Origin of the sequence: Desertibacillus haloalkaliphilus (genome assembly GCF_019039105.1) — a bacterium.
GTDB lineage: Bacteria > Bacillota > Bacilli > Bacillales > KJ1-10-99 > Desertibacillus > Desertibacillus haloalkaliphilus.
In genome coordinates, this window is record NZ_JAHPIV010000007.1 from 92,397 (window position 1) to 105,517 (window position 13,121).

Consider the following 13,121-nt stretch of genomic DNA (forward strand, 5'->3'; position numbering starts at 1 on the left):
GGGCACTTACAACAATGCAATGTGATACGTTAGCGAACCCCTTAAACGCCTTTTAATGAAGGCATTCTTAATAAACGCTTGAACTGTAAAGTCAATTTTTTTAGTAAGAATACCACTCTAAGAGCTTCGAAAAACAATGTTGGGAAGAAGCGAAAAAGGATGTTCAAAGTGTATCCCTCCACATTGAAGTTATCATGTTTGCAAAAGCAAACATTAGCATTAGTATCTACCACATTTCACAATATCATTCTTGTCTCCCCTAAAAATTCGATACCTGACTACAGGAAGTATATACATATATAGACTTCTCTAGTTTTGGAGATAGTAACGTTAAATCATGATATGAAAGGAATGTTGCTATTTCATGGACGATAAGACAAAAATTCAATTAACATCTACAGAAATGTCCGGCTTATGGAGTCAGTATTTAAATGACACACTGGCTACTTGCGTTAATACATACTTCCTCGAGAAGGTAGATGATCCTGAAACGAGATCGATTATAGAATTCACATTAGGTGTAGCCAAAAATAACTTGTCCATCATGGAAGGCATCTTTAAAAAAGAAGGATTTCCGATCCCGATTGGTTTCACCGAAAATGATGTTAATCCAAGTGCACCTCGACTCTTTTCCGATGCATTTATGTTAATGTATTTACGACATATGTCCATTCTTGCAATGGCTGCAAGTAGCGCCGCAATCGCTGTTGTTACTCGTCCAGATGTTGTTGATTTTCACAAACGTGTACTAAATAAATCAGTGAAGTTGCAAGACTTGACCCGCGATCTCATGTTGCAGCAAGGAACATATCAGAAACCACCACTCATTTCGGTCCCAGACGAGGTGGATTTTGTCGAAAAACAACAATTTTTAGCTGGATTCTTTGGGAAAAAGAGATCGTTAACCGCAGTTGAAATTACTCATTTATTTTTAAATGCACAAACAAACATGGTTGGGAAAGTTCTTATGACTGGCTTTGCTCAAAGTGCTGAACGTGATGACGTGAAACAATTTTTAATACGTGGAAAGCAATTGGCACAAAAACATATTGATATTTTTAGTGAAATCCTTCAAAAGGATGACTTACCGGTTGCTATGAGTTGGGATTCGTCTGTAACCAACTCCACAACCAAAGTATTTTCTGACAAGCTGATTATGTTTCACACGTCTGCAATGATCGCTGCTGGTATTGGAAATTATGGAGTGGCATTAGCAGCAAGTCCACGTAGGGATTTAGGGTTGAAATATGCATCGATGATCCCCGAAATTTCCTTGTATGCTGAAGATGGCGCCAATATTATGATTAAACACAAGTGGATGGAAGAACCACCACAGGCCGATGATCGTGATCAATTGATAAGAGGTTAAACCTTCAAAAGCAATTAGCCCTACTAATGCACAAACTAGATTTCCAGTGCACCATTTACATGGAATAATTCCATGGGAGTTTTCGTTGTGTACCCATATTCACGATTAGACCATTTGTCTACCTCCTCCTTTTTTTGATTTTATCCACCATACTGGGGGCTCCTACCTGTTCCACCTTTTTGGCCACCACCATCTCCAATTATCCTTTAAGCGGCTGTCCTAAAAGGGGTTATCTACCTTTTAGGACGATATCAATTTTGATCAAGTTCTTTATACTGACATAACAAATACGTTTTATTCTGCTTTTTCATCTCCTTGCAATAAAATTCACCCTTGTGATTTTTAATGGGTTTGTGCCGAACAAGCCCCGCCGACTTACTTATTAAAAGAATGTTAATATTTTATTAATATATTACTCTAGTTTTATTCATCCAAACGTATTATAATAAGTTCTTCGAGTTCTTTAATTTATTCACGGGTGGGAAATACAATGTCTGGAAAAAAAATCCAAAATCAAAAAAGTGATACGAAATACACACTAAAAGAATATCTACGCTTCCTTGTTCCTTCATTACTAGGGATCTTCCTTTTCATGGTGCCTTTAAGCTATCAAGGTGACGTCACCATTCCTGTTGCTTTTATGGCAAACCAAGTAGAAGCACTACTTCAAGGGATTCTTCCGGCACTGATCACAATCATTCTCTTTTTTGTTGCCGTCATGACAACAATCGTAAGCACGTTTCAACCACAATCACTGATGCGCTATCCATTGATACAAGCCCTATTTTTTGTGCAACCCATTTGGCTATACACACGCATTCTTGGACTTATTTTTGCAGTGATGACGTTCTTTCAGATCGGCCCGGAATGGGTGTGGTCGATGGACACTGGTGGGTTATTACTAACAGACTTAATCCCTATTCTGTTTTCTGTATTTTTATTTGCCGGCTTTCTCTTACCTCTCTTATTAAACTTCGGGTTATTAGAGCTGTGTGGGGTTCTCTTAAACAAAATTATGAGACCTTTATTTACGCTCCCGGGCCGCTCTTCAATTGATTGTTTAGCCTCTTGGATGGGAGACGGGACGATTGGCGTATTACTCACAAACAAGCAGTATGAGGAAGGCTATTACACGAAACGCGAGGCTGCGGTCATTGGCACAACATTTTCGGTTGTATCTATTACCTTTAGTATTGTGATTTTATCGTATATGGATTTAGAGCATCTATTTTTACCTTTTTATCTAACGATTATCGTTGCTGGTTTTGCTGCGGCTGTGATCTGTCCGCGCATTCCACCACTATCACGAAAAAAAGATGAATATATGATCGATAATCCTCAACGAATTTCAGATCATGAGTTACAAGATGTTTCTGTAGTAAAATTTGCAATTAAAAAAGCAGTGCAACGAGCCACTGCAAATGACAATGGCTTTGCTACGTCAACTAAAAATGGCTTAAAAAATGTGCTTGACATGTGGTTTGGGGTGATCCCTGTTGTGATGGCATTAGGAACCGTCGCACTTATTATTGCGGAACACACACCAGTATTTGAACTATTAGGAATGCCATTTATTCCAATCCTACAGCTCTTACAAGTCCCTGAAGCAGCTCAGGCTGCACAAACAATGGTGATCGGCTTTGCTGACATGTTTTTACCGGCGGTGATCGGTAGTGGGATTGAAAGTGAGTTTACCAGATTTGTGATTGCGGCGGTCTCAGTTACGCAGTTAATCTATATGTCGGAAGTTGGTGGATTGCTACTTGCTTCAAAGCTACCAGTCACATTTAAAGATCTAGTGATTATCTTTTTACAACGAACGATCATTGTTTTACCCATAATCACTTTACTTGCTCACTTTATTTTCTAAAAAAGCTAAGGCTGCTTGCCACGTCTACATTGGCAAGCGCCTTAGCTTTTTTTCATATGAATTCCTACTGCAAAGGAACATAGCCTGTTTGCTCGACGATCTGTTGACCTTGTTCCGATCGCATCCACTCAATAAACTTGTCAATATGCGGATGGTTATGGTCTGTCCTAGTGATTGCATAGAACTGATCGACAATCGGGTACGTTTCCGTTTGTATCGTATCCACCGTCGGGCGTACACCTTCTACCGCGATATGTTTAATCTCCCCACTTCCCACCATTTCTCCTGAAAAATACCGAAACGAAAACCCAATCGCACTCGATCGGTTTCGATAATTTGTCGTTTCCGTAATAATACCACCCATGGCAGAAACGATATCCTCAGAAGGTGGGTCCATTAACGGTTTACTGTTCATCATACTCTGTAAGGCCGATTGGCTTCCACTTCCTTCTGGGCGCTGAAAAGCACGAATCCTTTCATTTTTGCCCCCAACGTCCTGCCAATTCGTGATCTCCCCACTATAGATCCCTTGCAGTTGATCGATCGTTAACTCATCAACGGGATTTTTATGGTGAACAAAAAAAACAAACGCTTCCCTCCCAATCGGTGTTAGTGTTAACTCAACACCAAGACGCTCTGCTTGCTCAAATTGCGTTGCTGAGGGTTCAGCGATAAATATAATATCTACGTCTGAGTAAAGGAGACGTTCAAAGGCGTTAGCCGTTTGACTTGAGACAACCTCACTCGTATGTAATGGATACTCTTTTTCAGGGTAAACAGCTTGCACAAAGCCCGCATACACTGGATACAAAGCCGTCGCACCATCTAAAAGGGGCAAATTCTCCTCAATCCTATACATTGACTCCTCGTCAAGTGAAACAGCCTTTGTTTGTTCAGCAAACGGACGATACTCCAACAAATCTACATCTTGTGTACTGACGATTTCTAGACTCTCAAGATAACTTTGATAGGATTCATACGTGATCACAGATACAATGGCCAAGATGATAAACGAAAACACGCCCATCCTTGAATCTCTACGTTTCATCTGACCGTAGATCGTCAAAATCACAATCGCGATCAATCCTATCGTTACTACTGTGACGAACGGAACATAAAACGACGGTCTGAGCATAATTGAAGCGATAATAGCGGCTATATACCCGACAAATCCTAAAACAATCACAACTAGAAAAGCAAATAATAGTTTCATTGTTTCCCCTCCCTTTTTACTCTTTGTCTTATCTGAACATTTCTGGCATTGATTCATATCTGAGCTTCCTTATGGTAAACTATACCATAGTTTACGAGTATTCTAGCACAGAGAAAGGGGCAGCACTCGTGAAAAAACTAACAATCTCTTTATTACACCTGTTGCCGGTGGCTGGAGACATTACATATAATCAAAAGCTCATCGAGAAGGCAATCAATGTCGCTGCTACAAAACAGGCTGGCTGGATAGTAACCCCAGAGCTAGCGACAAGCGGGCTGCAATTTACGAATGTAGTCGGGACGGATTGGATCAACGAGCAGCCGGATGAATGGTTGACACACCTATCTAAGGTTGTCCAGCAGGCAAATGCTACGCTCTTTCTAGGCTCTGCCGAACGCTCGAGTACTGGTCACCTCTATAATTCCGTCTATGTCATTGACAGACAAGGTAAGGTTATAGGAAAACAGCGAAAGCTTTCAGCCATCGATCAGTGGTCCAGTCCAGGTGAACGGATTGAACCCATTGAAATAGACGGTATCAAAACAGGCATCATCATTTGTGCAGATGCCTATCCGAGTGAAATCGCCTCGACACTTGCAAACAAGGGTACAGAGCTCCTGGTTGCTCCGTCCTCATGGGGACCTGGTCTGCACGGACCAACAGGTGAGTGGGAGCAACGATCATGTGAAACTGGATTGCCTTTATTTGTTTGTAATCGCACCGGTGAAGACGAAACCGTTTCCTTTTGGGAAGCAGAAAGCCTCGTCATTCATCATGACAAACGGCTACTCGCTCATCAATCAAAACAATCAGCATGCCTAACGTTTGACTGGGACGTTGATAAAAACGAATTGATCTCTACTACATTTGATGTTGATCAACTTGATTAATAAGCTTGAAGAACGTGTTTTATTGACCTCTATCACCCAAATTTATAAACCTTGATCTTTTACAACCCTTTTCGTTTCCTAGCATTGGGTAATTTTGTTATAGTTACAGTAGACTTTCACACATTAACTAAATTGGAGATGATCATATGTATCGAAAAGTATCCGACTTTTTAACAGATTGGTCTAATGGGGCTAACGGAACAGCACAAGTGCTAGAGGCTTTAACGGACGAAACAATAGATCAAGCGATTGTTGAGGGGCACAGTACATTAGGCTGGCTTGGCTGGCATTTAGCAACGACCCCCGCTTTCTTTGCTAGCACCGTCGGAGTAAAGATCGAACTAGAGGTTGATCCAAAAACTGTACCAGATCAAGCAGACACCATTTCATCAACATATCAAAAAGTATCTGAACAACTTCAATATCAAGTCGAACAACAGCTGACGGATGAACAACTATCAGAAGAAGTTGAAAGCTTTGTTGGGAAGACACCACGAGGTGCATTACTGAGAACGTTAATTGATCATCAAACCCACCACCGTGGTCAAATGACCGTTCTTCTACGCCAGGCAGGCTTATCAGTTCCAGGTGTTATGGGGCCAACAAAAGAAAACAACGCATAACTTAGTGAAAAGGGCTGAGACAAAAAGGAACCATCCTTTTATCCCAGCCTCTTTTTCGTTTGATGACTAATCGCTTAAAATCATCACGGAAGAAACAACACTTGCTACTTTCTTCTCATTTTGAACTAAATCAGAAACGAGATAAGCCACTTTCCTTCCCATTCTTTCCACTCTTGCCTCTACTTCTACCTCTCCAATTTGCACCGGTCGGTGAAAGGTCGTATGTAGATCAATCGATGTAAACGTTTGCTGTTCATTTACTTTAGAGGAAACCGCATAAGCCATCATCGTATCGGCAGCGGCAGCCACATAACCACCCATTGCCACACCGATTCCATTGATAAATTTATCGTCGACCGTCCATATGCCACGGGCGATTCCATCGCTTGCATATGTTGGTTCGATTTGTAACGTGACATCACAATTCGGCGGCTTCTTCCCTTTCGTTACCACTTCTGCTAAATCAGTTCCTTTAAAGATCTTGATCATTTTTACAACTCCCCTGTATATAATGTCTTACGATACTGAATATTCTAACATTACATTTAGAAAGTGTCATCGTAAACTAAAAGAACATCCCCCTCTCCTACGCCCGTTAAAGGTGCTGTGACTAGCTAGCCCGACTGTTTATCTTTCTTGTTAGGCATTCTAGTCCTTTACATGAAAAAAGACCACTTCACGTTAGCGGTCTATTCGTCAAAACGTTATGCCTTTCTCTTCGGTAGGAGTAAATGTTTTCTTCTCATCCAATCCCTCATTAATGCATTACACTCATGCGGTGCTTTTGTGGGTACTTGATGTTTTGTTCCCTGGACATAAACAACTTCGACATCTTCAACAACCCGACGAAACAGATGCTGATACGCATGAACGTAATAATCATGGGCCCCATAGATTAACAACAATGGAGCTTTAATTTGATGTAGACGATCGGCACTGCTGTAATGTAAGCCAACATGATATTGCTCAGCTAGCATTTGCGCATCTGTTCGTTTGATTTCTCTATACATTTCATCTGCTGCTTGCGGGTCGGAAAAATGATTTTTAGCTAGCCCCGCAGCTAAGATGGTCATTAATCCATTTTTCGCTGCCCAAATACCAAGTTGATATTCCTTTTCTAAAAAGAAACTGTTTACTGCAAAATAACCACCAATAATCATAAGACCCGCTGTCCGCTCAGGGTACGTAATGGCAAACTCTTGAGCAATACAAGCACCGTTTGAATAACCACAGATCACAGCTTTATGTACACGATTAGCATCTAATACTCGTTTCACATCGTAAGCTAGTTGTGTCATCGTCATCGGTTCGGAACTTCGATCACTCCGACCGTCGCCTCGAATATCAAACGTGATCAACTTACATTTATCCATTAAACCGACTTGATAACGAAATGTAAGGTGACCAACACCTGGTGGTGGGATAAAAATAATCGTTGTACCCTTTCCTATGGTTTCATAATAAATTGATGGTTGATGTCTTTCCTTAGCAAACGGCATCTGCTCATTCAACTCCTTATCACTGTTCCCTTATAAAAAGGACCGATGTCCACCTAATCTTATGTTCCTTCTTCATTTAACTTTTACTATCCCTCAATCTTTGACTCCTATTCCTAGGGAAAAAGTCAACACGAACAGAGGTCAGAAAATAATTATAGTATTGATTTAAGAAAAAAGGTTCCTGTGTTGTTATGGACGTTTCCCAGATTCAAGTGTCACGACTACAATTTCGGGGCGATTAAAAAGCCTTACCGGAATGATACTATTACCCAGTCCCCGATTGACAATCATTGTCGTCTCCCCTAGTGTATGCTTGCCTGAGTCATATGTCGGAAACAAGCCTTGATTAGGCGCGACAAGCCCACCAATGAGCGGAATTCTAAATTGTCCGCCATGGGCATGCCCCGAAAATACGAGGTCAATATCAAATTGTGAGTACAGCGATAATAACTCTGGACGATGGGACAATAAGACCTTATAATCTGTTTCACCTCTTCCATCTGCGAGTGCTTCTGTTATTGTCTGATCAACCATTTCATCGTCTTGACCATGTGTTCTAGCAGGATCGTCAATTCCGACAAGTTGAATCTGCTCATTTCCTTTACTCAGTTCAATACTAGAATCCCTAAGCACACCGACACCGGCCTCGATTAATTTCTGTTCAAGTAAATCGAAGTGACCAGACCGCCATTCATGATTTCCAGTTACATAATACACAGGTGCTACTTCCACTAATTGTTGCATCAAAGTTAGACTACGATCTTCATGATACGTTCTAGAATCCACCAAATCCCCGGTAAATACAATCAAGTCGGGTTGTTCAGCCTTAACCTTCTTAACTAACGTGCGTTGATTGTCACCAAACGATTTACTGTGTAGGTCTGATAATTGGACGATCGTCCAACCTGAAAAACTCTCTGGTACCCGTTCGGAGCGAACCTCATAGCCAGTGATTACAATCAAATTATTTTGAACATAAACAAATACGATCAATCCGATCAAGCTAAATAGTGCAACGAAACCAAACCTTTTCACTTTTCTTTTCAAAATAAAACACCTCATTGGGAATGGATGTATTTAATAAATAAGTTAGGAACCCTTGGGCATACTTAAAGTGTGTTTGAACATAAAGGAGGAACTACACTCATGACAAACGTCAACAAGAAAATGGAGGAACTGTTTCAAGAAACATGCGGCACATGGGAAAACTGTACGGAGACAAATATACAGTCGTTCTTAGAACAGTGTAGGCAGCAAAATATCGACCCGCAATATTGCATGAGCTGGGTTGAACAACATAAGTCACAAATCCCTGACTGGGAATCCGTTTCAAAAGTATCGCTCGATTGGGTGAATGAACACACGGCAACTGGATCTCCTGTCACTGACACAGATCAAAGCCCTTTTTAAAATGTGGAGAGCACGCCGACTCTCCACTAAATTTCCCATTTTACTCACTCTTTTCTTTCAAGCTCTTCAACACGCTTTTTTAATAATTCAATGTCATGCCTCTGTTTACTACTCCCAGTACGTTTACTTTTTAATACAAGTATTAGAATGATTCCGATTAGAATTAAGATCAATAGTAAAAAGAAATTTTGAAAGATAAAATCTACGATATCCCCCACTCCCTACCTCTTCATCAGTAATAAAGAGTATATCATACATATTTTGTTAGTTGTTTTCGTTACAAAATATTTAAATAGACATACCCAAAATAGTCGCCTATGCATACACTTTTATTGACCAAACAAATGGAGGGGATCCAATGGAGCACGTACATGAATATACTGATTCACAGGCACCCGCTGAAGCCTTTGCTCAAGGGTTTGATCATTTAGAGCGTCAGTTACCGTATGGTCCATATCATAGACGTCGATACCCATATTGGTGGTTTTTCCCGCCTTATTATCATAGCCCACCGTTTTATCCGCCATTTTATCCACCTTTCCCACCTTACTACCCACCATTTTACCCGCCTTACTTCCCGTTTGGTTATGGAGGGTATTAAAAAGACCGTCATTAAACGCCCCAAAACAGATAAAAAAGAGCGTCACTATCAAGTGGCGCTTCATTTCGTCATATGTACGAGAACTGCTTCAGAAACTCTTCTACTTTTTCATTATATTCTAGATCATATACTGAAGGTTGGAGCCACTACTTATGCTACAGACATTAGTTGCTCATGATTTCTTTGACTCTACCTACAATCCCACTTTCTAACCTAACCTTGATCCCATGTGGGTGTGTAGCAGAATTAGTAAGAATCGTTGATACGATACCTTCTGTTAGCTTTCCAGAGCGTTGATCTTGTTTTTGAACGACCTTGACTTTGATCCCTGGCTTAATATTAGCTCGCTTTGTTCCTGGCATGATTATAATCTCCTTCTTAAATATTTTTTTATGTTGGTTTGTTCTAAAATGAACGACTTGTAATGTTCCATCTAGATTATACCACTTCAACGCTAAACAAATCGAAAGAGCTGTCGAATCGACAGCTCTTTCGATTAATCATCCCATTCCACGTAGAGAACCTCTCTAGTTATCACATCAATACAGACGGTTATCTCATCGTCATCCCTAGTACTTTCTTTGCAAAAAGCTAAGTAAAGGTTTAGCTCACAAAAAAATAGAACAGGATCCCTCTGCCTAGGGTATAAGTCCTACTTTTCAATAAAGTCCTAAGCGCTGTTTAATTCAACATTTTACCCAGTCACTAGCTATAGTTGTATTCCGTCAATGATCACCGAAAACGAATGGACTCCATGCTTATGTAGGGAGCCATGTTCCAGTCAACAATGATTTCTAATCCATAAAAAGAGGGTGCCCTAAAAAAGTGTAATACCTTTTAAGACACCCTCTGATATGCTCTCTGCGCGCAATGAGAGTCACTCGTCATTTTTAGTTGTTATTGTTGCGGTTGTTGTTATTGTTGCGGCGGTTATTTACATTGTCGACATTGTTGTCGTTTGCAAATTCAACGTTTGCGTTGTCAACGTTCAATTCTTGATTGTTGTTGTTGCGGTTGTTATTACGATTGTTACGGTTGTTGTTATTGTTGTTTGCCATCGGTATCACCTCCACAACCATTACTTTTCCCTGAAAACTGTTTTTAATACAAACAATTTTAACCGAAGGCAATTATGCTTCATTCAAACGCCCCTATTTATCGACCAACAAAAATATCCACCTTCTCATGACTTGAAGATGGCATCATAAATAACGATTGTCTTGTCCACTTAAGATGAGGTCACTTGTTTTTTTATTTTTAATTCTTCATATTGATTTAAGAGTGTATCTAAATATTGGCTATATTGGACTGTTTTATCGGCTTTCAATCCATATTTCATCCCATAATAAATCAACTGTTCTCTCACAACATCTATTTCTTTCACCAACTGTTGCTGCTTCATTATGAACCTCTCATTATATTATATTTTTACACATAAGCCTTATTTTAACAGATATATCGCTCGATAGACATATTTAAATTATGTAATTTTATCTATATATATAACCCGTGCTTTAGAAGGATATATAACTCCGTGCCAGATTAACCTTCATATCCTCAGACCTATATCCTTCTATGCGACTAGGGTCGTTTCCTTCATTTGATTAATGATACTTATTTAAATGAAGTCACTACACACGTTACTCATGTTTCTTATGACAAGCACCCATATAACACAGATTTACATACATTATTAATAGAAATTCAATTCGCTACTGGGAAGGAGAACCTTCATTTATGAGTTTACTAGCTTCAGAAATCACCCAACATACCTATCAGAAGCCAATTCATTCTAATAACAATCTATACCCTCGATATACAGATCAAGAATTTTATCACCGACCGATCAATGACGATCAGACTATTGGTACTTCAAGCTCACATGTTGATAATCAAAACAGTTCTCTCATAAACCCTACAAAAATGACACGATCATTCCTAGAACACCTCCGTCAAGGTAGCTATATCTTTTATGCTAGACACGCAGAAGCGACCGCTGGGGAAGATTCCACATTCATGAATATTCAGGATTGTTCCACACAAAGAAACCTCTCTGAGAGAGGAAGAAACCAAGCCAGAACATACGGTGAAATTTTCGCTAGATCAAATATCCCTGTAACACTTTTCATTTTCAGCAGTCCGTTATGTCGAACGATCGAAACCGCACAACTTGCATTCGGCCCTAACAATGTGCAAGTTGATCCATTTTGGTTAAACTTTTATCAATTAAGTGGACAGTTACACCCGACAAAACAAGCAAACATCTTAAATACCCTACACTTAGTGTTAGAGACACCACCTCCTGCAGGAATCAATAAAGTGATTATTGCCCATAGTTTTCCACCTGGGGTTGGTTTAGGGCGAATGCCGAACATGGGAACAATCGTTGTAAGACCTCGTGGGCAAGGCCGAGGATACGAGGTTGTTGGTCAGTTAACATTAGATCATTTTGAAGGTTTACTTGATGAATAATGGATGAGAAACAGGAGATGATTCGTTCATCTCTTGTCAGATCAAGTATCATTTTCATTGGTCCGATCAACTAAACTTTACCTGAGGAATATCTTTATTTACGAAGATCTTGGCGAAGTGGAGGATAATTTGAACGCACCTATCATAAACTACAGGTATGGAGGTGGACCTATGGAAAATAAACCAATGCATTATGACGGAAGCATCCAAAACAGCGATGTGACAAACACAAACCACACCGAGGAACCATTTACATTAACGGATGAAATGAGAAAAAACATCAGTGCTAATCCTTACCAATCGACAGAAAATGAATAGAAGTGGTGGTGCGACTTGTACATACCTCATCTTTCATATGTGACAAACTGTATCAACTCTAACGCTCAGAAATGAACTGAGCGTTTTATTATTGCTCTTGTGTTATAAACCTGTTCAAACACACGTAAAGAAGGTCTTTAAGTTTCTGTATATGATTTCATTTTTTTCAAAAACTAATCTAGATCAATTAAAACAGAAAGGACAGGTACAAACAATGACACAAGTATTGTACATTACAGCACATCCAAATGACGAGACTCAATCCTATAGTATGGCAACAGGCAAAGCTTTTATTAATACGTATAAGGAGCAGAATCCTGACCACGAAGTCGTGCATATTGACCTCTATCAAACAGATATTCCTTATATTGATGTCGACGTGTTTAATGGCTGGGGGAAACTTCGATCCGGACAAGACTTTGACCAACTTTCAGCGGAAGAAAAAACAAAGGTTTCACGCCTTTCAGAACTATGCGAGCAATTTATTTCCGCAGATAAATACATTTTTGTTACACCATTATGGAACTTTTCATTCCCGCCACTTGTCAAAGCGTACATTGATGCCATTGCTGTTGCTGGGAAAACATTCAAATATACAGAAGAAGGTCCAGTTGGCCTCTTAACCGATAAAAAAGCCTTACATATTCAAGCGCGAGGCGGTATTTATTCAGAAGGGCCAGCAGCTCAAATGGAAATGGGGCATCGTTTTCTTGACGTTATTATGCAATTCTTTGGGGTCCCTTCGTTTGAAGGATTATTTGTGGAAGGTCATAATGCTATGCCTGAAAAGGCTGAAGAGATCAAAGCAAATGCGATCGCCCGAGCCAAAGATCTCGCACAAACATTTTAATAATCA

Annotated in this window: 17 protein-coding genes; 8 read left to right on the plus strand and 9 right to left on the minus strand. The window is 40.0% G+C overall.

Annotated elements, in window-relative coordinates:
* Window positions 1-364: 364 nt before the first annotated feature.
* Complete coding sequence (locus KH400_RS09395) at window positions 365-1,369, plus strand: DUF3231 family protein (protein WP_217224192.1); 1,005 nt, start codon at window positions 365-367, stop codon at window positions 1,367-1,369.
* A gap of 490 nt (window positions 1,370-1,859) precedes the next feature.
* Entirely contained in the window at window positions 1,860-3,239 is a 1,380-nt protein-coding gene (locus KH400_RS09400; protein ID WP_217224193.1) for a YjiH family protein, read from the plus strand.
* Window positions 3,240-3,303: 64 nt separating this feature from the next.
* Here KH400_RS09400 and KH400_RS09405 read toward each other — a convergent pair whose 3' ends face one another.
* Entirely contained in the window at window positions 3,304-4,452 is a 1,149-nt protein-coding gene (locus KH400_RS09405) for a PstS family phosphate ABC transporter substrate-binding protein (protein ID WP_217224194.1), read from the minus strand.
* A gap of 128 nt (window positions 4,453-4,580) precedes the next feature.
* On the opposite strand from KH400_RS09405, the gene KH400_RS09410 reads away from it, so the two are divergent.
* On the plus strand, window positions 4,581-5,342 hold the full coding sequence (locus tag KH400_RS09410) for a carbon-nitrogen hydrolase family protein (protein ID WP_217224195.1): 762 nt from the start codon (window positions 4,581-4,583) through the stop codon (window positions 5,340-5,342).
* 146 nt (window positions 5,343-5,488) lie between these two features.
* Window positions 5,489-5,965 (plus strand): DinB family protein, encoded by a 477-nt coding sequence (locus KH400_RS09415; RefSeq protein WP_217224196.1) that lies wholly within the window; start codon window positions 5,489-5,491, stop codon window positions 5,963-5,965.
* 66 nt (window positions 5,966-6,031) lie between these two features.
* Here the strand turns inward: KH400_RS09415 and KH400_RS09420 are convergent, their stop codons facing one another.
* From KH400_RS09420 to KH400_RS09430, 3 genes are all read right to left on the minus strand, one after another.
* Complete coding sequence (locus tag KH400_RS09420) at window positions 6,032-6,454, minus strand: PaaI family thioesterase (protein WP_217224198.1); 423 nt, start codon at window positions 6,452-6,454, stop codon at window positions 6,032-6,034.
* A gap of 215 nt (window positions 6,455-6,669) precedes the next feature.
* Complete coding sequence (locus KH400_RS09425; protein ID WP_217224199.1) at window positions 6,670-7,464, minus strand: alpha/beta fold hydrolase; 795 nt, start codon at window positions 7,462-7,464, stop codon at window positions 6,670-6,672.
* A gap of 189 nt (window positions 7,465-7,653) precedes the next feature.
* A complete protein-coding gene (locus KH400_RS09430; RefSeq protein WP_217224200.1) occupies window positions 7,654-8,511 on the minus strand; it encodes a metallophosphoesterase in 858 nt (285 codons plus the stop codon).
* A 99-nt stretch (window positions 8,512-8,610) separates the two neighbouring features.
* Here KH400_RS09430 and KH400_RS09435 point away from each other — a divergent pair, with 99 nt between their 5' ends.
* Window positions 8,611-8,874, plus strand: a complete 264-nt coding sequence (locus KH400_RS09435) for a hypothetical protein (RefSeq protein ID WP_217224201.1) — start codon at window positions 8,611-8,613, stop codon at window positions 8,872-8,874.
* A 44-nt stretch (window positions 8,875-8,918) separates the two neighbouring features.
* Here the strand turns inward: KH400_RS09435 and KH400_RS09440 are convergent, their stop codons facing one another.
* From KH400_RS09440 to KH400_RS09460, 5 genes are all read right to left on the minus strand, one after another.
* On the minus strand, window positions 8,919-9,092 hold the full coding sequence (locus tag KH400_RS09440) for a hypothetical protein (RefSeq protein ID WP_217224202.1): 174 nt from the start codon (window positions 9,090-9,092) through the stop codon (window positions 8,919-8,921).
* A gap of 111 nt (window positions 9,093-9,203) precedes the next feature.
* Window positions 9,204-9,401 (minus strand): hypothetical protein, encoded by a 198-nt coding sequence (locus KH400_RS09445; RefSeq protein ID WP_217224203.1) that lies wholly within the window; start codon window positions 9,399-9,401, stop codon window positions 9,204-9,206.
* Between the two features lie 238 nt (window positions 9,402-9,639).
* Window positions 9,640-9,837 carry a YwbE family protein gene (locus KH400_RS09450; RefSeq protein ID WP_217224204.1) on the minus strand — a complete coding sequence of 66 codons (198 nt, stop codon included), beginning with the start codon at window positions 9,835-9,837 and terminating at the stop codon, window positions 9,640-9,642.
* A 528-nt stretch (window positions 9,838-10,365) separates the two neighbouring features.
* The gene (locus KH400_RS09455) at window positions 10,366-10,533 is read right to left on the minus strand and encodes a hypothetical protein (RefSeq protein WP_217224205.1); all 168 of its coding nucleotides are present in this window, start codon (window positions 10,531-10,533) and stop codon (window positions 10,366-10,368) included.
* Between the two features lie 170 nt (window positions 10,534-10,703).
* Entirely contained in the window at window positions 10,704-10,877 is a 174-nt protein-coding gene (locus tag KH400_RS09460) for an aspartyl-phosphate phosphatase Spo0E family protein (RefSeq protein WP_217224207.1), read from the minus strand.
* Between the two features lie 335 nt (window positions 10,878-11,212).
* On the opposite strand from KH400_RS09460, the gene KH400_RS09465 reads away from it, so the two are divergent.
* From KH400_RS09465 to KH400_RS09475, 3 genes are all read left to right on the plus strand, one after another.
* Window positions 11,213-11,947: a histidine phosphatase family protein gene (locus KH400_RS09465; RefSeq protein ID WP_246589483.1), complete on the plus strand. Its 735-nt coding sequence runs from the start codon at window positions 11,213-11,215 to the stop codon at window positions 11,945-11,947.
* Window positions 11,948-12,118: 171 nt separating this feature from the next.
* A complete protein-coding gene (locus KH400_RS09470; RefSeq protein ID WP_217224208.1) occupies window positions 12,119-12,265 on the plus strand; it encodes a hypothetical protein in 147 nt (48 codons plus the stop codon).
* Window positions 12,266-12,479: 214 nt separating this feature from the next.
* Window positions 12,480-13,115, plus strand: coding sequence for an FMN-dependent NADH-azoreductase (locus tag KH400_RS09475; protein WP_217224209.1), 636 nt, complete (start codon window positions 12,480-12,482; stop codon window positions 13,113-13,115).
* The last annotated feature ends 6 nt before the right edge of the window (window positions 13,116-13,121 follow it).